The organism is Lysinibacillus sp. FSL K6-4013, assembly GCF_038630435.1.
GTDB lineage: Bacteria > Bacillota > Bacilli > Bacillales_A > Planococcaceae > Lysinibacillus > Lysinibacillus boronitolerans.
In genome coordinates this window covers 2,263,488-2,282,099 of the sequence record NZ_CP152031.1, presented here as the reverse complement: position 1 = coordinate 2,282,099, position 18,612 = coordinate 2,263,488, and the positions used below count along the sequence as shown (strand labels likewise).

Sequence of the window (18,612 nt, the reverse complement as noted above, 5' to 3'; positions counted from 1 at the left end):
TCCTTCTCTGCCACTAATCGTAAGGGATGATTTTCATTAAAATCTTACCAACATCTGCTAACTACGCCAACGAAGAAGAAAATGCGCGAAAAATCACGTTTTTTTCGCGTTATTTTTTAGCAGGTTTCACCAATCTATGAAATACTTACGTTTGAAAGAGGGTTGACACCCCTCCTAAACTCGTAAATATTTTAGAAAATAAACAGCTGATATGAATAAAAAATGTATGTTTTATACACTCATTTTTTAATCGCCTTTCTTCATTACTTTCTTTGCATCACCCTAGAGATGGCTAGTGTCGTAGCCTCATGTTAGCCTAATATTACAATTGTGTTACAAGAGCGTTACATTTCATTTACATAAAAATAAAACAACCTGTGTAAAGCTACACAGGTTGTTCACGTGCAGAAATTCACTGGTTGCTTTATTCTTCAATTAATCCCAATAACAGGTAAATCACTAACATTCTCTCCAATAATAACAAGTTTTGCTGGCATTTTCAGATATTCTGGGAGCCATTGCACCATTCCATAAGCATATTGGAACAACATTGGGTTTTTGATGCCCTTAATTGGTACATAGCCTTTCATACGATAAATCGTTTCAGGTAATGCACGCACCCAATCTTCAAACTGCTCCTGTGTAAATTCCTGATCTGTAAAATCTACTAAGCGAGAGCCCAGCTGCATTGAGGCTATTGGCGCTTTAACTATATCTGCTTTATCGACCTGTGTTGTTGCCTTCAGCCCCTCTAATAAGCTGAGTGGTACGCGTCCATTTGTCGTTTGCAATATAAAGGCATGAGGGTTCAAGCCCTGCAGTTCATAGACGACCTGACCTTGCTCTGCCTCTGTTAATAAGTCTGTTTTATTTGCTAACAATAGATGTGCATGGCGAATTTGCTCCAGAAATAAAGAGCGCACTTGTGGTGTTAATGTATCACGGTGTAGCCAGAGCTTAGAATCAGCCACCGTGATAATGCCTTTCACATTGAGCTGATCTGCAAAAAGCGGTGAAAAAACGGCATCCAAAGCTTCTACAGGATGTGCTGCACCTGTTGTCTCGATAATGAGCACATCAAAATCACTATCTAATAGAAGAGATTGAATTTGTGCCTCTGTTTTTTCAGCACCCGAACAGCAAATACAGCCCTCTAGCATCTCCTTTAGCGGGATATCCTTTTCCACTGCCTGCGAGTCAAATGGCAGCTTCCCGAGCTCATTCATAATAACAGCAGGCTTTAATTTCTTTTCTTTTAGCTGGCGAATGACGTCTGTCAGCATGGATGTTTTGCCACTCCCTAAAAAGCCACTAAATAGGTACACATCTTTCATATTAGTTCCTCCCATAAAAAAAGCTGTCGCAGATGCCGTGAAAGACAACTGTTGCGACAGCTACATTGTTAGTTTGTTGTTTCCTCTGTTTTTTCGGCTGTTCCTACAAGAAGCTCTTTCGCTTTTAGTAACTGAGGATCATCGGCTTTCATTTTTGCACGTAACGCATCCATTAAAGCATACGTTGTATTACCTGTTAGAATGCCTGTTTCTTCAAGGTTGTTCGCTGCTTGTAGTTTTTCTACTGCCTGTGCGGTATTGTCATCAAAGATCCCATCTACTTCACCAGGCTCATACCCTAGCACCTGAAGCATCTCCTCTGCTGCTTTCACAGAGTCAGATTGTAGGCCTGTCTTCATTTCTAAAGAGGCATTCAAGTATGGTAAAGAGGCATAGGATGGATACGCAACTTTGACATCAGGCTCAATTCCCTTTTCATTAATCCAGTTGCCCTTCGGTGTTAACCATTTACCTGTCGTAAATTTCAAATTAGAGCCGTCTTTTAATGGTGTAACATTTTGGACAGTTCCTTTACCGAATGATGTTTCACCAACAACTTTAGCACCAACTGACTCTTTTAATGCTCCTGCCAAAATCTCAGAGGCTGAAGCACTGCCACTATCAACTAGTACCGTAATCGGTAGGTTATATTTTTTACCTGCAATGGCATTTGTAATTTGAGGCTCCGCATCTTTTTCTTGTACCTGCACAATCGCCTTTCCTTCTGGTACAAAGAAATTAGAGATATCGACTGCAGCCTTTAGGTAGCCACCAGGATTTTGACGTAAATCTAATACAATGCCCTTCATTCCTTTACCTTCATACTCAGTAAGGATTTTTTCAAGCTCTTGGGCAGTTTGTTCACTAAATGATGTAACTTGAATATGGGCAATATTGCCATCCAGCATTTCACCATAAACGGTTTCGACTGGGATGTCATCACGAACAATCGTCATTTGAATAGGTTCCGTATTTTCGCCACGTTTTACCGTTAATTTTACGGGTGTTCCTTTTTCGCCACGAATCAGTGCAACTGCCTCTGTTGCACTTAAGCCCTGAATACTTTTCCCATCAACTGTTAAGATAATATCTTTTGGTAATAAGCCTGCCTTTTCAGCAGGAGAATTTTTGATAGGTGACACAACTGTAATATAACCATTACGTTCTTGGATTTCTGCACCAATTCCTTGGAAGCTTGAAGATAAGCCAGAATTAAATTGATCCGCTTCTTCCTTTACCATGAAATCGGAATAAGGATCGCCTAATGCATCAAACATACCATTGATCGCACCATCGACCACTTTTTCATCGTCAATATCTTGGTAATAGTTATTTTTCAGTAAATCAAATGCTTCATATAATTTTGTAAATTCCTCTCGTTCAATCGGAACTTTCACTTCTACTACTTTCTTATCACCAAAGGTTAACGCAAATATTGTTAAACCTGCCGTAATAAGAATTGTAAAGAACATTAGCATGATAAATTTAAACGGTTTCAGTTGTATAAATTGTCCTGCCGGCTTTATTTCAGCTGGAGTCGGCTCCTGCTGCTGTTCTGTACTTTCTTTTTTCTGTTCATCCATCTTGATTGTCACCACTCTCATTTACACTAACTTGTTGTCACACTACTACCATCTTAACAGGTTATCCAGAAGACGAAAAGAAAAAGACTGTCAAAATTTCATGACAGACCTTGTCCGATCATGCTTCATTCTAACTAGCATTCCAGCACCTATTCAGCCATCATACTACTAAGTTTAGGCATATTATGGTACTGCCTTTTAATTTTACTCATTTCCTAGTAGCAGTCAACAAAAAACTCAAAGAATCATAGAAATGCTATAAGAATATAACGTGCCAGTGTCCAAAAAAGTTGCATCCTATCAGGAATTATTCATGAGTTTTTGCAGTTTTTTATATACGGAATGCACGGTTAATCGATGAAAGGCAATCAATTGTCCTTTATAAACCACTGAAAAAATACCATATGGTGTCGGTGATTTCTCCATCAGCTCTTCTCTCGTTTGAAGATCCACCAGCACTGGCTGCAATCCTAATTTTTCGGCAGCTAATTGAATATTTTCCGTGGCGACGTCTACATATGGACATTGAAAGGAACGTAAAATCGTTAAATGAGGAAATCTCGTTAATCGTTCCTGCCAATTATCAGGAAAGTATGGCCGTTCAACGCTTTCATGAAATGGAAAGGCCCATAATTCAAAATCATTGAGTGCTGTTGCCATATGCTGAAACTGGTGCTGTAAAAATAAATCCTTGTTTGGCGTCCAGGAAGTTTGGTCATTTGTAATGACCACCACTCCCTTTTTCCCACGTTCCTTGGCATCCTTTAAGCACCTCTTCAGTAATTGTGTACCATAGCCCTTACCCACTGCACTTACCCATAAACAGTGAATCACCACATAGCCATCTGCATGTACAACTCTTGAAGAGTATTCCGCATCTGTATATTCTATAAAACCTACTTGTTTTTGATTTTCAAGTACTTGTATGTAATGTAAGCCCTTTTCAAATTGTTGATTAAGCCATTTGTTTTTGTTCTGATAGCCCTCTGTTTTTTTCTTGCTTCGTAAACAAAAGCTGCCCTTCCCCTCTAACAGCTCACCATTCATTTCAATCAGCTCTACATGGTGTGTCAATGCTAGTCCCCCAATCCGTTGATTGTACTAATTTTACCATTTTTAGTGAATCATTCAACGATCATCGGAATCGCCTTTTCACTTGTTGTCGCATATGATGCAAGTAATGACAAATGTAAGGAGGAAGAATAATGGGGAGAAATAATAAACCGAGCCAAGGCAATGAATCCATAGAAATTTATGCGGCTAAGCTATCCTATATTGGCACAGCCATTTCAACATTAGGGGATGGTTTACAAACCATTGCAGCGGGACTCGCATTAGAAGCGCTCCAAAACGCGAACAATGATTCTTCTCAAACGAATAATGGCAATGGAAATGGAAATGGGCATCAAACAGTTAAAATAGATAATATGCAGAAACAAATTGATTATTTAATTGCTGAGCTTAAACACATCAAAAAAATGTTTAAATAACCTTTACATAAAGAAAAGTGTTGAAGACGTTTCTGCTTCAACACTACTGTTTTTTTTCCATTTTCTTATGTGTCCTTTGGATTTCCAATAATTCAGAAACCGTCACAAACTGATAGCCCTGCTTTTCAAGCTCCGGTATGATTTGTTCCATTGCCTGAACCGTTTGTGCTCGATTTCCCCCACCGTCATGAAATAGGACAATATTGCCTGCTTTCACACCTTTTAAAACGGTATTCACGATGCGATGAACACCTGGGCTTTTCCAGTCAAGCGTATCTAAATGCCAAGACCACATAACAACCTTATAGCCTTTTTTTGAAATTGCATCAATCATCGCATCGGTATATTGTCCTTCAACTGGTCTAAATAATGTTGGCTGATAGCCTGTAATCCCTGCAATCACTTCATCTGTTTGCTGTATTTCTTTCATTAAATTGGTAACATTTGTTCTTAAAGGGTGTGTATAGGTATGATTGGCCAATTCATGTCCTTCTTCGTACATTCTTGTAATCAGCTCAGGATTTTTTTCTGCATTTTGACCGACAATAAAAAAGGTTGCTTTTGCATTATATTTTTCCAATACATCAAGGATATTCGCTGTATATTTGCGATGTGGCCCATCATCAAATGTTAAGGCAATGATTTTTTCATCTGTCTGAATTTCCCAAAGAATTTGACCTGCTTCCTCATAATACTTTCTTCCTTTATTTTCAGAAGAACTCACTTTTACATAAAAAAGCGACACCGTGATTAGACTAAGTGGTAGTAAAAGCAATAAAAACTTTTTCATATTTTCACGTCCCCAAATAATTATTTTCGTACTTTATTATTTGAGGATTTCCTAAAAAAATGCTTATGTTTCACATTCATTCATTAAAATTTGGTGGTGGATATGATGTGCCAGATGTTGCATATACTCCTCTATCAACCATCCCAATGTCCTTTGTTGTTGATTCATCACACATGGCTGGGCCAATGTCTCTTCATCAAGGTGGTTCAGTACATACATGATTTTTTTGTTGATGCTTGTCCACAACATTAAAATATCTTCTATTGGTAATTCCTGATAGCCCTGTAACGCGACCCATTGTACTTGGTCGTATGTAGTCACTACATAGGGTGAAGCTTCATTCTGAATTTGAAGAAATCGTTCAAGATTGACAATAGCCGAATCACATAAATGACCGATTACTTCTTTTTTGGACCATTTTTTTGGAGCAGGTCGTTGTGTTATTTCCGCTTCTGTCATCACACGAAATACTTCTGGTACTTTTATAAGCCAATAATGTAATTGTTCAACTGTCTTTTGCACGAAGGTCACTCCCTTCTGAAACAATTGTTACGTAATAATCTAATAATGCAATCACTGCCTGCACCCGCTTATGTTCGATTTCAATTTTAAAGGAAATCCATATAATGGCGACATTAAAACTCAAGACGGCTAATGCAACGATTTGGACAAGCGACATGCCGATCATGAGTTTGCTATTCATGGTTGTAGCAAGCAATGTAAACATGGATAAAATAACACCACTCATGGTAATAAACATTGGCTTCATGCGTATTATCTCATTTGCCTGTACCTTTAACAGATGGACAATAAATCGCAGCTCTTGCCTTGTATATTGTTGCTGAAGGATAACAAAATAGGACTGATACACATCCTCATCAAGCTTTTTATGCAATATATTTTTATGCATCTTTTGCACAAATTGATCACAGAAATCGTGCGCCAACGCTTGCTCTGGCTGTAGCTGTTCTTCTTTATGTTCTATAAAAGCGACCCTCAAACCTCCTCACCCTCTCATATTAAAACTTTCACTCCATTTACTATATGAAGGAAAGAGAGCCGTGTAGTACGAATTGAAGCAAAGTCGTTTATCTTTGAGTGTCTTTTTGCCGCGCTCTACTTAATCCAAAAATAGCTGTTGCGAAAACAAAAACTACCGTACAAAGCCACATTGTCACCCCATTCCAAGCGCCTTTAGCAATCGAAATATTCGCTAATAGCGCTATTTGCATGATACAAACGGCGATATAAAGCATAAATGTGTAATTCAACCGAGAGCCTCCATTTTCTAAGATCCAAAAGCAAAAACAAGATCCGTCTCGCAAACTATTTCTCCATCTACCATTGCAATCCCTCTGCCTTTCCCAACAGCGCCCTTCACACGTGTAATCTCCACTTCTAGATGTAGCTGATCACCAGGCTTTACTTGCTTTTTAAAGCGACAATGATCGATTCCTGCCAATAAACCTAATCTTCCCTCATTCCCAGCCTTTGTCAGCATAATCACTGCACTAACCTGTGCTAATGCTTCAACAATTAGCACACCTGGCATCACAGGATACTGTGGAAAATGACCTTTAAAAAACTCTTCATTAATCGTTACATTTTTCAACCCCATTGCGCGCTTGCCCTCTTCTAACTCCACAATACGGTCTACCAAAAGAAATGGATATCGGTGTGGCAAAATAGCTTGTAATTGTTGACTTGTTAACATATGAATTCCTCCAACGTATTTTTTATAATCTTATTCTAACACTAAATATTAGTACTAGGTAATAAAATTTAATAAGTATTATTCATTAGTTTTCTGAATTATTTTTCATTATTTTTTCAATATTTCTTTATCGACAGCCACACAATAGCTAGAATATAATATTCCATGCATTCACCCTAGAATGATTAGTTTATTAGAATAGGATGGTTTCGCATGTTATCTTTTATCGCAATAGTTCTTTTATTATTTTTAATTCCAGGTCCTGCAGTAATTATTACCATTACACAAACATTAAAAAGCGGAAAAAAGAATGGTATTTATACAGCTTTAGGTATCGGTCTTGGTGACTTGGTTCATACATTAGCGGCTGTTTTAGGTCTCTCTGCTATTTTAATGAAATCAGCCACTGCCTTTGAAGTGGTGAAATATATTGGTGTGGCATACCTTGTTTACTTAGGCATTCAGATGCTCCTCACAAAGCCAAAGAAAATTGAGCAACCGACTGTCGAACAAAGTCCTGCTAGTACTTCATTCCGTCAAGGCTTTTTAGCAGAAATCCTCAATCCAAAGACGGCACTGTTTTTCCTAGCCTTCCTACCGCAATTTGTTCAGCATAACGAGCAATCTGTCACAAGCCAATTGCTAACACTCGGTATAACATTTGTCGTGATGAGTGCTTTATATACAATCCTACTCGCAGTAATTACAAGCTTCATTGGCGAAAAAATCTTTACAAAAACAAGCGGTAGCTCACGCTGGCTCGAAAAGACAGTTGGCTTCGTTTATATCGGTCTCGGTGTCCGTTTAGCATTACAGACACAAAGTAGATAAATTGGAGAACACAAAAAGTGTTCTTCTTTTTTTGCAGGAAAATGGAGTTTTAATAGCCAATAATATTAAAAAGGAGGGTTACATTTGAATCAACGTCAAGAAAATCTATTTCAGCAGCTAGCCAATTATCGTGGCGAGCTGCTTCACTTACTCGAGCATGTATCAGAAGAAAAAGCGAACATCATCCCAGCTGGATTTCATAATAATATTCGCTGGAATATGGGTCATGTTTATCTCGATCAATATTTATGGATAGAGGCATTAACAAAAGAAAAGGATACAGGTTTAGAAGCTCTCAAGAAATGGTTTGGCTTTGGTACATCGCCAAAGCATTTTGACGACGAAACGCCATCCTTTGAGGAATTAAAGAAGTATTTAGCTCAGCAGCCTGAACAATTAAAGGAACAGTATGGTCATCGATTGTCAGAGGAATTCCCTCCTATTGATATGGGTATGCAAACTATTGAACAAGTACTGTTACGCACCATCTTTCATGAAGGTATGCATTTACAAGCGATTTTAACCATTTATCGATGCCTAAACGAAGCAACAGACCGAGTTTGATACTGGGTCTGTTGTTCTTGTTTTAATAGAACAAAAATCTTTACATAACTCATGCTTTTCACCCGTCCTTTTCATCACGTTCATTAACGATATGCATTTGTTTTTTGGTATCCTTTCCGTTCAAAAAATGGTCCCGCTGTAAGACTAGCATCCGTGTAAATATGTGTTAGACCAAGCTTTTTTGCGTCTGCTTCTATTCCCTTGTCCCTGAAAACCCTTATGTGTCATGAAGGCTGATCCAAATTTGTCAATTCGATGATGCTCCCTTGCGACATAGGTCTTATTATTTCTTAAAGACTGTTGCCAAAGCCGCTACTTTAAATGGTTGCATTGCTAACGGTGGACAAGCCTACAATTTGGCCTGTGAATACCTATGTACAGTCCGTAAAAATAATTACAAAATTTCTTCCAAGCAATCGTCATGATCGTTTGTAAAATTCATCTATATGCCAATAATAGTTATTTATATAAAAATATAGCAAGCTTATAGATCCCTATAATCTATAAGCTTTTGTTTTATTGTTTCGGTGTATTGGCTGTCAGCGGATTTGCATTGGCGACTAATTGTACAGGCGTAGTTGTTTGTTGAAAGCTATCCTTTTGTCCTTGATTCGATTTTCCGTAGCCTTTCATCACAGCAAATAATGCTGCACCAACAATGCCCCATGTCAAAAACTTCATTTAAAAACCTCCTTTCAGCATTAGTATTCGAGAACAAATACAGATTATACACTGTCAAAAAGTTGCTAATAGTGGTGGTGATTTTGTGTTATTTTATTTCAACTTCTTTACTTTGATATCTAGCAACACGATGGTTTTAATCTAAATGACACACTGCGAAATCAAGTCCAAAATATTGATGATGATACACAACCTTTTCCAGCCAAAAGAAAAAATAGTAAAGTTTTTATTATATACATAAGAATATTATGGTAAAATTTCCGATGGTGGTAAGTGTTAAAGTATAAGGAGGTTATATACCATGAAAAAATTTTTTACAGGGCTATTTTTAACATCTACATTATTTGTAGCAACACCTGCTGATGCCGCAACGACACAAATCAAAATCGACGATGTTGTGGTAAAATCTGATACAGCACCCGAGCAAAAAAACAATCGAACAATGGTGCCATTACGAGTGATCAGTGAAAATCTTGGTGCGCAAGTTCATTGGCAGGATTCACAAATCACCCTTTCAATGGATCAAACAACCATTAAATTGAATCTTAATAACCGAACAGTCATTAAAAATGGTCAAAAAGAGCAATTGGATGTACAACCATACATGAAAAAAAATCGCACCTATGTACCAATTCGCTTTATCGCTGAAACATTCGGCAGCCAAGTGCATTATAATGATGGCACAGTGAATATTACGACTGAACCATTGCTAATTGAAGATGAAAAAATCAAGGTACTACGCTATGAATACCATATGACAATGGGTGGTGTCATTCAGGACATCAAGGGCAATGCCTATCACCAAGCACTTTTCAAAATTTTCCAAGAAAAGAAAGGCGACAAAGTAGAGGCTCCGAAAGATTATTATTGGCACCTCAATCTAGAAACTCCTGGATCTTATTACAAGCTTGGTCAATTTGATTTTATGAGCTATGATCAAAACAGTGTTCAACAATATGATATCTATACATTAAATCAACCTTTCCCAGAGGAATTATTACAAGGCTATCCTGAGTATTTACTCCATGATTTCGATGGCGATAACTGGTATATTTTCTCTGAGCAAGCAGTGAAGTCAATACAGCAGCTGATTAATAGTGCATATAATAATGGCTTTAGCAAAATAATTAGTAATACAGTCGCTTAAAAAAATTATTAATGGCAGCTATACACAACATATTCTGTAAAAAGATGTGCAAAATATTCATATCAACGATTGATTGATGGAGGTTTGCCTCATGCAGAAATTCCTATCATTAAGTATAGCGCTACTATTCCTTTTATCTGCTTGTTCGTCGGAAGAAGCTCCGCCCAGCGAGGAAGCAGAAGCCAAAGAACAGACCGTAAATGCGCAGCCAAAAGAAAATCTAAACGTTTTGAACGATGATAAAAGTTGGGTAATAGCTGAGTAATGAGAAAAGCGTGTTTGATATTTTTTATCAAACACGCTTTTCTACACTATTTTTGTATAATCTGAATAAGGTTGCCACATGTATCATTAAAAACTGCTATTGTGACTTCTCCCGCTTTTGTCGGCTTAAGTGTAAATTCAACGCCTTTCTCCAGTAAACGGCTATACTCCTTTTCTAAATCAGCAACTCCAAACATTGTTGCTGGAATGCCTTCAGCGAAAATCCTCCTTTGATAGTCCTTTGCTGCAGGATGCTCATCTGGCTCAAGTAACAGCTCAGTGCCCTCTAAATCATCAGGCGACACAAGCGTTAGCCATCTATGTTTTCCTACTGGGACATCCTCCTTTTTTACAAACCCTAGCTTTTCCGTATAAAATGCCAGTGCCTTTTCCTGATCTTGTACAAAGATACTGTTGACAATAATATTCAATTGCTTTTCCTCCTTTTAAGTCGTTTAAGAAGCATCCTTCACACGTAAACTTTACTCTACCCATCCTTTCAGTAAATCTTTAAGTGGTTCCTTATTGAAAAGAATGACTCGATATTTTCCCTTTCGCTGTGATAGGACGAGTCCAGCACTCTCTAAGACAGACAGATGCTTAGCAATCCCCTGCCTCGAAATGGAAAGTTCATGTTTCATTAGAAGACGCACCGTCAATTCATACAACGTCATCTCATCACACTCAGCCAGTTCATCTAATATAAGTCTCCGAGTCGAGTCCCCTAGTGCTTTAAAAATAGCGTCTTTATCCCAATTCATAGCTTGATTATAGGCAACTATATGGTTGCATGTCAACTATAAGCAACTTGTGGGTTGTATGATTTTTGTACGTGTGGTCTCTTTATTTGGAGCTGGGATAATCCCTCGTGAGCGGAGTGCTACTCATTTAGAGCGGCTGCTTACCTTTTTCGAGCGCTTCTCTACTCATTTGGAGCGGCTGCTTACCTATCATGAGTAAAAAACAGCAAGCCTGAGTTAGCTTACTCAGACTTGCTGTTTTTCTTCGATCGGTAACACTGTAGAATATTTAATTTCTCGTAAGGATAAATTCGTTTGAATTCTAGAAACGCCAAGCTTATTTAATTTTCGAATAAATTGATCTAAGTCTTGGCGGTCTCGAATTACGACCTTTAACAAATAATCATAGGCACCTGTTAAGCAATGACATTCCATAATTTCGGTCATTGTTTTCAAGCTGTTTTCTAACTCCTCTATTTCCTTCTCCTGATGAATATTTGTGCTCATAAATATATAGCACAATAAATCAAACCCTAGTTTCTCCTGATTTAAAATTGCGACTTGTTGATCAATATAGCCTTCATTTTCTAGACGTTTCACCCTTGTATGGGTTGCTGGTGGGGACAAATTCACCCGTCTAGCTAATTCCGCATTGCTAATCTGAACCTCTCGCTGCAAAATCGCTAATATTTGCAGATCGACATTATCTAATCCTTTATTTTTTATATCCTCCATTGTTTTCTCCTCTTTTGATTATTTTTAGACAAGGAAGTTTTTAATGCGATTTCAAAATATTATTTTGATATTCATTAAATAACTTTCGATTATTTTGATTTTATTCAATTATACAAAATATTATACTGATAAATCACTAATAGTGCTATGATTCTTATTATACATAAAAGCAAAAGGAGTGTACCTATACTGTGGTTAAATTTTATATGGGCTTAATGCTTGTCACGAGCTTACTATGGGGAGGCAATTTTGTTGTGGCTAAGACGCTAGTGGCTCATGCCTCTCCAATGACCTTAACGTTGGTCAGATGGCTGATCGCAGTGATCGTCCTGCTACCGTTAGTTTGGTGGAAAGAGAAGAGATTGGTTCCTGCTAAAGCCGCTCTTGTGCCATTATTCCTGATGGGCATTACAGGTGTTGCCTTATTTAATATATTTCAATTTTTAGCGTTGGAACGAACAACATCCACGAATGCTGGTCTTATTTCTACAATGAATACCATGTCCATCGCACTTTTTTCCTTCGCCTTTCTGAAAGAAAAAATAAATGGCTTGCAACTTCTGGCGATGGTACTCTCTTTAATTGGTGTTTTTCTTGTCCTTTCGAAAGGAGATTGGCAGCTGTTATGGCACTTCCAATTGAATACAGGAGATTTATGGATGGTGGCAGCCGTTTGCGTATGGGGACTTTATTCTGTATGTAGTAAGTGGGCTATGCAAACAACCTCTCCGTTAATGGCGACATTGTATGCAGGTTTGTTTGGGGTACTCATCCTAGTCCCATTCACAATTACGGATTTTACCTTCTCCGAAATCGAATCCTCCTTCATCCTTTCGCTTCTTTATACAGGGGTCATCTCTACAGTAGTTTGTATGGTATTTTGGAATATTGGCGTTCAACAATTAGGTGCCACAACCTCTGGTATTTTTCTAAACTTTAATCCCATTTTTACAGCTCTGCTCGCCTTTTTATTTATCGGAGAACAGCTAAGCTGGCTGCAAGGCTTTGGGGGAATAACCGTGATTATGGGATGCTACTTATTTACACATTTTAAAACGAAGACGCCTCAGGCTGTGCTTTAAAATCATATTTTTCAAACATGCAAATAAATAAAAGATGCATTCCCCCTCTTAATACTTATCGAGAGGCAATGCATCTAATGGTGTTTTTGCTACTACAACAAACGAAACCGACGTTCCTTCGTGAAGCTTACTTGTAATACGTAAGCCTTGACCATAATGGTGTTGCAATCTTCTATGGGTATTGATTAAACCAATACTGCTGGATGAACGTTCTTTAGGCTGCAGTAGTTTTGCCAATTGCTCTTTATCCATTCCGACGCCATTATCCGCTACGGTAATTTCAAGGTGGGTATCAACATTGATCATACGAATATGTATCGTTCCCCCCTCAGAACGCTTTAAAATTCCATGCTTTAATGCATTTTCAATTAATGGCTGGATAGTCAGTGATGGAATAAGTACATTTGTCTCGACCTCTAGTTGCCATACAACCTGAATACGCTTACCAAAACGCTCCTGCTGAATATAGAGGTAGGCTTGAACCAATCTAAGTTCATTTTCTAGTGGAACAAGTGCTTCACCATTTTGAAAATTATAGGACTCTCTTAAAAAATCGCTCAATGCCTCTACTAATTTACTTGTCCGCTCACTATCTAATTCGCTTAACGTCAATATGGCATTTAACGTATTAAAGAGAAAATGCGGCTCGATTTGTGCCTGAAGCCATGCAGCCTCCATACGATGTAGCTCTTGAATGGAGCGCCTCACCTTTGTTAACGCCTCAACACGAGATCGGAGCTCCAAGGCATCCACAGGCTTGACGACGTAATCATTGGCCCCTGCTAAAAAGCCATTTTCAATATCATGGGGTTGACTGCGCGCTGTCAACAATAAGACAGGTAAATCGGTCATTGTAAATTGCTTGCGAATGCTACGTACTAACTCATATCCAGACATTTTCGGCATCATCACGTCTGATATCACTAAATCCCACTCCTCAGACCAAAGGCATTTAAGAGCCTTCAAACCACTTGTCACAGTCACCACTTCATATTTTTCATTCGTTAATATCGTTTCGATTACTCTTAAATTTATGGGCTCGTCATCTACGACTAAAATGCGGGGACGGTTACATACTGTTAAACGCTTTTTCTCCACGTCTGACTGTTCAACTACGCTTTCCTGTTTTTTGTGATTCTGTTCTTTCTCATAGGTACCTTGAATCTCTGCTTCGTCCGATAAAGGTAAGGTAAAGGCAAAAGTTGAGCCTTGCCCTACTACAGATTGTACCTCTAGTGTTCCCCCATGTAATTCAATAAGCCGTTTGCTAATATTGAGCCCTAGTCCAAATCCCCCTTCGACTATGGTCTTACTAATGGTCCCTTGTTCATATGGCTCAAATATACGCTGCATTGTCTCCGCATCCACACCAATGCCTGTATCTGCTATAACAATTTTAGCCATACCCTCTCCTGTCGTATAGCCTGATAGCGTAATAGCTCCTTCATCGGTAAACTTTACTGCATTATGTACTAAATTAAAGACAATTTGAATCACTCGATTTTCATCTGCTATTACCTTGTGAAAGTCCCTTGGAATTTGGTTAACAAAGTCAATCGGCTTCCCTTCAATCATAAAGCGAAGCATTTCTAACACTGCCTCGACAATTGTGTGTATGGAAACAGGACCTAGATGAAGCTTTTTCGTATTTTCGTTTAGACTCATTACATCAAGTAAATCATTTAACAATAAGGACATGCGTTTGCCAACAGCTAGCACCGTTTCTAAATCATTGACACTTTTATGAGTAAGAACGGCTGATTCACGCTCTAACACGGCTTCTGACATATTGATAATACTATGAAGTGGATTACGCAACTCATGAGAAGTACTAGCTAAAAATTCATCCTTGAGTCGATTTGCCTTTTGTAGTTTATGTGCAAGCTCTTTTGTATCAGCATGTACTTTCACATAATCCTTAAACCACAATGTGGCTAAACAGGCAATGGTAATAATCAAATCAAATGGATACGATATCACCTTAATCCCTGTAATAAGCAGCAAGACATCCCAAAGAATGCTGTTGACAAAAGCAAGGATGGCTAAAAGTAGAAACACATTATGACGTATATCTTTTATTGTCCTTCCTAGCATTAATACCAGTGTAATAACAATAGGCACAGCTAAAAGGACAATATAAACACCTTGCATTGTGACAGCATAACGTGTTGGTAAAAGAATCGCCAATACGACTGCACAAGCACAAACAAGGGCAAAACCCTGTTTAGCACGATGGATATGGCGGGGTAACCATGGATCAATACATTGGAGCAGTGAATATCCAATGCCAACCATCGAAAGATGAACGAATTTAAAGCCCCATTCATAATTGATTGGAAACCAAAAAGAGAGAAGCTTATCATCACTCCCTAAAAGGTAATAAAACATAATACTAATGGTTAGAACAGAAAAGAATAGTAAACGACTATCCTTATTGCCAAGTAAGTACAGAATAACAGAATAGATAGCATGTAAGATTAACACAACTGCTACTAGAAGCTGCATCGTGATAGATAATTGTGTTTCCCGAAAAATCATCTTTTCTTGTCCGAATTTAATGGAACGTACAATCCCCCCATTCCGTGGGTCTTGAAAGTTCGCAGCCTGCACGATAATGTCGATTTCACTACGTCCTTTTGTTTCAAACGAAGCGGTAAACGGTACATTTTTGGCAACCGTTTGCTGACGATTTTCACCTAGTTCTCCTGCAGCCGCAATTAAATGCCCATCCACATATATTTCTGCGGCACTACGAATACTTGGCACTCTCATACTAAATGTAAAAGCTCTTTCAGGGTCTATCAATAGTTTCAAATGATAAGAACCATAACCATATGGTGTCCATTCATCCTCTTGAAAAATTTCGTCCCAGCCATCTGGAACCTGTATATATGTCGTGGACGTCGGAGGATTGTCCTTGTCCATCAACCAGCCAGATGGATAAAATAACCATTCCCCATCTAATGTAAGCGTGCGATGTTGGAAATCGAAATCTCGTAAATCCAGTTGTCCCTTTTCAGCATAGGGTTGATGTGACTGTATAAATAATTGCAACCATAACAATCGCGAGCCTGTTAACAATAAAATAAAGAAGATAATAATAACTACCATCTTTTTCATAAGCGATCTTGGCAAAAGGTGATGTTTTAATGAATGCCGTCATAGTGTCATCCGTACCAACCTTTTTTATAAAACATCAAAAAGGCTAATGGATAACGCCCCCTTTTTTAGTGGATGGCTGAAAGAAGCAAACCAGTATTCATGTCTGTCCTGATCCAACACTCTTTTACAAAACACACCTATTCACTTTTGCCTATTTCACCTCCTAGGTCACGATCCAATGATGAATAACATCTGTTCTATGAACGCAACCATTGTACTAATCGCACATCTACACCTCCTGAACAATTAAAAACAGGTGAAATTAGCGCTAGACTACAGGTATAATAAAATAAAAAAGTAAACTAGATTGGAGATACCATGAACATTCGATTAGAAAAATTAACAAGGGATGATTTTGAAAACTTATTTGCTTTTGAGGTTAAAAATAGGGCGTATTTTGAAAAAACAGTACCAAGTCGAGGGGATGACTATTACCAATTACCAAATTTCATAAGAAAAAACGACATGCTATTAGAGGAACAAGCACAGCAGCTATCCTTTTTCTATCTAATAAAAAATGAGCTTGAAGAAATTATAGGCAGAATCAATGTAATCGATATTGATAAGGATCAACGATTAGGTCATATCGGTTATCGAGTGGGAGAAGAATATAGTGGAAAAGGGGTTGCCCATACAGCCTTACAATTAGTCTTAGACCTTATGCGCCAGCAAGGCATGCTCATCATTGAGGCACAAACAACGACGAACAATAGAGCCTCTCAAAAAGTATTAGAAAAAAACGGCTTTAAACAATTGGATAGAAGCGGAGAATCATTTGAAATGAATGGTCAAAACTTCACTTTTACTTATTATCGGTGGATTAATTCCTAGAATGATCTGACAAACCATATTGTCAGATCATCCAATTTAAAAGCATGTGTCTAGTCTAATGTAACACCTTTAATCGCTGTTTTCAATTCCTCTAAGCTCTTAATCATTTGCAGTAAAGAATGATATTCAGCTGCATTCAAGTGGTCACCATGCATTGTTATGTATCTTTTGATACTGCTTTCCATCGTTTGAATTTCTAGCATAGCTTTCGATTGAACGTCAGGTGCTTGCTGTCTACTCTTCTCTGTATTTTGTTGGTTTCGATTTTGGGGCACTGCGGTTTGATAACTCCTTTAACATATCGTATACCTCCATAGATATACATATTTTGCATGACAAATTACTAATAATGAAAGGTAATTCTAGTATAATAGTTATCCTTTCATTCCTTTCTCATTGTAAAAATACAATTATTGAAGCCTACTTTATAATATAGCACGCTACAAATTCTATACAACGCAAAAAAATCAAAATGAGCACCTAGCCATCTTGATTTTTTGCATGTGAAAGCCAATAACTTTCACACCTTTTGTGGAGGAATAATGCCTGTTACAAGTAAAATAAAGAATACCAATCCAATAAGGAAAAATAATAGTGACGCTATAAATACGGGGCCAAGTTTAACCTTGAACCGTTCCCGCTCATGAATGATCCCTGTTTGTGCACTCACTTGGGATGTATAAAACCTTGACATGGCTCCACCGCTACTCGAAAAGTAAAACGTTCCTAAGGTAAAGGCAACGCCCGTGAAAAACATCACTTCGATAAATCGCACAGAGATCATTTTGGCAACCCAATACGTCAACGATATTTCTACAATCCATGCAATGATGATAATAAGAATGTGTTTCCGTGGCATTCAAAGAGCCCCCTTCCCTTTTTCTTTAACTTCTTCTACGCAACTTTTTAGAAGAAGTTTCATTTTTCTGTTCTTAGAGCTCATCAATCAACTGTGTTAATTGTTGTTGAGTGAGTTCACCTTTCACGCTGTGCTGTAATTTCCCTTCTTCATCAAAGATAAAGGTACTAGGATAATTCATCACTTCAAACGTTTTCTGTAGTACTCCCTCTTCGTCTAGGAAGATAGGAAACGATAAATCATAGGTGTCCTTAAATGCTGCCGCCTTCTTATAGCTATCATAGGCTGTGGCATTAATGGCTAGTAGCTCGACATCCTTTGATTTTTGTTGATAGAATGCCTCTAGTTCAGGTGCTTCCTGTTGACAAGGTCCACACCAGGACGCCCAAAAATTCACTACTACTATTTTGCCCTTATAAGCTTCAAACGTTGTGGAGGATTGATCTAGCTTAGTTAAAGCAGTTTCATAATTAATTTGTTTTGTGCCATCCTCCAAAACAGTCATAGCGGGTGTAAGAGTTGCTTGAAAAAAAACATTTTTTAATGCCACACCAATAAAAATTGCGATAATAAGTGCTGAGATAATAAAACTTATTTTTTTACGATTCATACTACTTCTCCTTTTAAAATATACAAATATTTGTATATTTTACCATACTATCAACTAACAGGATATAAACTTTTCCTAAAAAATAGAGGGTGGGACAAAACCCACCTTTGAGCTGAAAAAGCCGTTGAAATTTTACGATGAGTAAAATTTCAACGGCTTTCAATAATTATTGAATAAAAATAAGGACCACTTCTG

The 18,612-nt window shown here is 37.9% G+C and carries 23 protein-coding genes; 7 read left to right on the top strand and 16 right to left on the bottom strand.

All coding sequences use genetic code 11. The annotated features are described in order from the left end of the window. Nucleotides 1-431: 431 nt before the first annotated feature. From MHB39_RS11305 to MHB39_RS11295, 3 genes are all read right to left on the bottom strand, one after another. Nucleotides 432-1,334, bottom strand: coding sequence for a CobW family GTP-binding protein (locus MHB39_RS11305; RefSeq protein WP_257961012.1), 903 nt, complete (start codon nt 1,332-1,334; stop codon nt 432-434). 68 nt (nt 1,335-1,402) lie between these two features. Next, the gene (locus MHB39_RS11300; protein WP_048392917.1) at nt 1,403-2,917 is read right to left on the bottom strand and encodes a S41 family peptidase; all 1,515 of its coding nucleotides are present in this window, start codon (nt 2,915-2,917) and stop codon (nt 1,403-1,405) included. A 300-nt stretch (nt 2,918-3,217) separates the two neighbouring features. Beyond that, on the bottom strand, nt 3,218-3,991 hold the full coding sequence (locus MHB39_RS11295) for a GNAT family N-acetyltransferase (RefSeq protein WP_342546789.1): 774 nt from the start codon (nt 3,989-3,991) through the stop codon (nt 3,218-3,220). A 131-nt stretch (nt 3,992-4,122) separates the two neighbouring features. On the opposite strand from MHB39_RS11295, the gene MHB39_RS11290 reads away from it, so the two are divergent. Then, nucleotides 4,123-4,407 carry a translation initiation factor 2 gene (locus MHB39_RS11290; protein ID WP_342546788.1) on the top strand — a complete coding sequence of 95 codons (285 nt, stop codon included), beginning with the start codon at nt 4,123-4,125 and terminating at the stop codon, nt 4,405-4,407. 43 nt (nt 4,408-4,450) lie between these two features. Here MHB39_RS11290 and MHB39_RS11285 read toward each other — a convergent pair whose 3' ends face one another. From MHB39_RS11285 to fabZ, 5 genes are all read right to left on the bottom strand, one after another. Then, nucleotides 4,451-5,197, bottom strand: coding sequence for a polysaccharide deacetylase family protein (locus MHB39_RS11285; protein WP_048392923.1), 747 nt, complete (start codon nt 5,195-5,197; stop codon nt 4,451-4,453). Between the two features lie 63 nt (nt 5,198-5,260). Next, nucleotides 5,261-5,719, bottom strand: coding sequence for a DinB family protein (locus tag MHB39_RS11280; RefSeq protein WP_112118704.1), 459 nt, complete (start codon nt 5,717-5,719; stop codon nt 5,261-5,263). Then, entirely contained in the window at nt 5,703-6,197 is a 495-nt protein-coding gene (locus MHB39_RS11275; protein ID WP_048392926.1) for a hypothetical protein, read from the bottom strand. Before MHB39_RS11275 ends, MHB39_RS11280 begins: the two co-directional genes overlap by 17 nt. A gap of 88 nt (nt 6,198-6,285) precedes the next feature. Continuing rightward, nucleotides 6,286-6,468 carry a hypothetical protein gene (locus MHB39_RS11270; protein ID WP_112118705.1) on the bottom strand — a complete coding sequence of 61 codons (183 nt, stop codon included), beginning with the start codon at nt 6,466-6,468 and terminating at the stop codon, nt 6,286-6,288. A 17-nt stretch (nt 6,469-6,485) separates the two neighbouring features. Next, on the bottom strand, nt 6,486-6,911 hold the full coding sequence (gene fabZ / locus MHB39_RS11265; RefSeq protein ID WP_004230156.1) for a 3-hydroxyacyl-ACP dehydratase FabZ: 426 nt from the start codon (nt 6,909-6,911) through the stop codon (nt 6,486-6,488). Between the two features lie 213 nt (nt 6,912-7,124). On the opposite strand from fabZ, the gene MHB39_RS11260 reads away from it, so the two are divergent. Further along, the gene (locus tag MHB39_RS11260) at nt 7,125-7,742 is read left to right on the top strand and encodes a LysE family translocator (protein WP_004230157.1); all 618 of its coding nucleotides are present in this window, start codon (nt 7,125-7,127) and stop codon (nt 7,740-7,742) included. 84 nt (nt 7,743-7,826) lie between these two features. Continuing rightward, nucleotides 7,827-8,306 carry a DinB family protein gene (locus MHB39_RS11255; RefSeq protein WP_342546783.1) on the top strand — a complete coding sequence of 160 codons (480 nt, stop codon included), beginning with the start codon at nt 7,827-7,829 and terminating at the stop codon, nt 8,304-8,306. Nucleotides 8,307-8,822: 516 nt separating this feature from the next. Here the strand turns inward: MHB39_RS11255 and MHB39_RS11250 are convergent. Beyond that, entirely contained in the window at nt 8,823-8,987 is a 165-nt protein-coding gene (locus MHB39_RS11250; protein ID WP_004230164.1) for a hypothetical protein, read from the bottom strand. A gap of 301 nt (nt 8,988-9,288) precedes the next feature. Between MHB39_RS11250 and MHB39_RS11245 the strand changes: the two genes are divergently transcribed. Further along, the gene (locus MHB39_RS11245; RefSeq protein ID WP_342546782.1) at nt 9,289-10,134 is read left to right on the top strand and encodes a copper amine oxidase N-terminal domain-containing protein; all 846 of its coding nucleotides are present in this window, start codon (nt 9,289-9,291) and stop codon (nt 10,132-10,134) included. Between the two features lie 91 nt (nt 10,135-10,225). After that, the gene (locus MHB39_RS11240) at nt 10,226-10,399 is read left to right on the top strand and encodes a hypothetical protein (protein WP_342546780.1); all 174 of its coding nucleotides are present in this window, start codon (nt 10,226-10,228) and stop codon (nt 10,397-10,399) included. A gap of 46 nt (nt 10,400-10,445) precedes the next feature. On the opposite strand, the gene MHB39_RS11235 is transcribed toward MHB39_RS11240, so the two are convergent. The 3 genes from MHB39_RS11235 to MHB39_RS11225 all read right to left on the bottom strand — a co-directional run bounded on the left by MHB39_RS11235 (nt 10,446) and on the right by MHB39_RS11225 (nt 11,873). Further along, nucleotides 10,446-10,829, bottom strand: coding sequence for a VOC family protein (locus MHB39_RS11235; protein WP_054548625.1), 384 nt, complete (start codon nt 10,827-10,829; stop codon nt 10,446-10,448). A gap of 51 nt (nt 10,830-10,880) precedes the next feature. After that, nucleotides 10,881-11,159, bottom strand: a complete 279-nt coding sequence (locus MHB39_RS11230; protein ID WP_066036897.1) for a metalloregulator ArsR/SmtB family transcription factor — start codon at nt 11,157-11,159, stop codon at nt 10,881-10,883. A gap of 225 nt (nt 11,160-11,384) precedes the next feature. Beyond that, a complete protein-coding gene (locus MHB39_RS11225; RefSeq protein WP_103118092.1) occupies nt 11,385-11,873 on the bottom strand; it encodes an Lrp/AsnC family transcriptional regulator in 489 nt (162 codons plus the stop codon). A 191-nt stretch (nt 11,874-12,064) separates the two neighbouring features. Here MHB39_RS11225 and MHB39_RS11220 point away from each other — a divergent pair, with 191 nt between their 5' ends. Then, nucleotides 12,065-12,955, top strand: coding sequence for a DMT family transporter (locus tag MHB39_RS11220; RefSeq protein ID WP_342546777.1), 891 nt, complete (start codon nt 12,065-12,067; stop codon nt 12,953-12,955). Between the two features lie 48 nt (nt 12,956-13,003). Here MHB39_RS11220 and MHB39_RS11215 read toward each other — a convergent pair whose 3' ends face one another. Beyond that, nucleotides 13,004-16,075 (bottom strand): ATP-binding protein, encoded by a 3,072-nt coding sequence (locus MHB39_RS11215; protein ID WP_342546775.1) that lies wholly within the window; start codon nt 16,073-16,075, stop codon nt 13,004-13,006. Between the two features lie 360 nt (nt 16,076-16,435). Between MHB39_RS11215 and MHB39_RS11210 the strand changes: the two genes are divergently transcribed. Beyond that, nucleotides 16,436-16,948, top strand: coding sequence for a GNAT family N-acetyltransferase (locus MHB39_RS11210; RefSeq protein ID WP_016994060.1), 513 nt, complete (start codon nt 16,436-16,438; stop codon nt 16,946-16,948). A gap of 50 nt (nt 16,949-16,998) precedes the next feature. Here MHB39_RS11210 and MHB39_RS11205 read toward each other — a convergent pair whose 3' ends face one another. From MHB39_RS11205 to MHB39_RS11195, 3 genes are all read right to left on the bottom strand, one after another. Further along, a complete protein-coding gene (locus MHB39_RS11205) occupies nt 16,999-17,223 on the bottom strand; it encodes a hypothetical protein (protein ID WP_342546774.1) in 225 nt (74 codons plus the stop codon). 245 nt (nt 17,224-17,468) lie between these two features. After that, nucleotides 17,469-17,807, bottom strand: coding sequence for a hypothetical protein (locus tag MHB39_RS11200; protein ID WP_342546773.1), 339 nt, complete (start codon nt 17,805-17,807; stop codon nt 17,469-17,471). Between the two features lie 73 nt (nt 17,808-17,880). Next, nucleotides 17,881-18,417 (bottom strand): TlpA disulfide reductase family protein, encoded by a 537-nt coding sequence (locus MHB39_RS11195; RefSeq protein ID WP_333004138.1) that lies wholly within the window; start codon nt 18,415-18,417, stop codon nt 17,881-17,883. Nucleotides 18,418-18,612 lie beyond the last annotated feature (195 nt).

What these genes read in the sequence shown, in the direction of transcription:
- MHB39_RS11305 (WP_257961012.1), bottom strand. Translation starts at nt 1,334, where the DNA reads ATGAAAGATGTGTACCTATTTAGTGGCTTTTTAGGGAGTGGCAAAACA.
- MHB39_RS11300 (WP_048392917.1), bottom strand. Translation starts at nt 2,917, where the DNA reads ATGGATGAACAGAAAAAAGAAAGTACAGAACAGCAGCAGGAGCCGACT.
- MHB39_RS11290 (WP_342546788.1), top strand. Translation starts at nt 4,123, where the DNA reads ATGGGGAGAAATAATAAACCGAGCCAAGGCAATGAATCCATAGAAATT.
- MHB39_RS11285 (WP_048392923.1), bottom strand. Translation starts at nt 5,197, where the DNA reads ATGAAAAAGTTTTTATTGCTTTTACTACCACTTAGTCTAATCACGGTG.
- fabZ (WP_004230156.1), bottom strand. Translation starts at nt 6,911, where the DNA reads ATGTTAACAAGTCAACAATTACAAGCTATTTTGCCACACCGATATCCA.
- MHB39_RS11260 (WP_004230157.1), top strand. Translation starts at nt 7,125, where the DNA reads ATGTTATCTTTTATCGCAATAGTTCTTTTATTATTTTTAATTCCAGGT.
- MHB39_RS11250 (WP_004230164.1), bottom strand. Translation starts at nt 8,987, where the DNA reads ATGAAGTTTTTGACATGGGGCATTGTTGGTGCAGCATTATTTGCTGTG.
- MHB39_RS11245 (WP_342546782.1), top strand. Translation starts at nt 9,289, where the DNA reads ATGAAAAAATTTTTTACAGGGCTATTTTTAACATCTACATTATTTGTA.
- MHB39_RS11240 (WP_342546780.1), top strand. Translation starts at nt 10,226, where the DNA reads ATGCAGAAATTCCTATCATTAAGTATAGCGCTACTATTCCTTTTATCT.
- MHB39_RS11230 (WP_066036897.1), bottom strand. Translation starts at nt 11,159, where the DNA reads ATGAATTGGGATAAAGACGCTATTTTTAAAGCACTAGGGGACTCGACT.
- MHB39_RS11225 (WP_103118092.1), bottom strand. Translation starts at nt 11,873, where the DNA reads ATGGAGGATATAAAAAATAAAGGATTAGATAATGTCGATCTGCAAATA.
- MHB39_RS11215 (WP_342546775.1), bottom strand. Translation starts at nt 16,075, where the DNA reads ATGAAAAAGATGGTAGTTATTATTATCTTCTTTATTTTATTGTTAACA.
- MHB39_RS11210 (WP_016994060.1), top strand. Translation starts at nt 16,436, where the DNA reads ATGAACATTCGATTAGAAAAATTAACAAGGGATGATTTTGAAAACTTA.
- MHB39_RS11200 (WP_342546773.1), bottom strand. Translation starts at nt 17,807, where the DNA reads ATGCCACGGAAACACATTCTTATTATCATCATTGCATGGATTGTAGAA.
- MHB39_RS11195 (WP_333004138.1), bottom strand. Translation starts at nt 18,417, where the DNA reads ATGAATCGTAAAAAAATAAGTTTTATTATCTCAGCACTTATTATCGCA.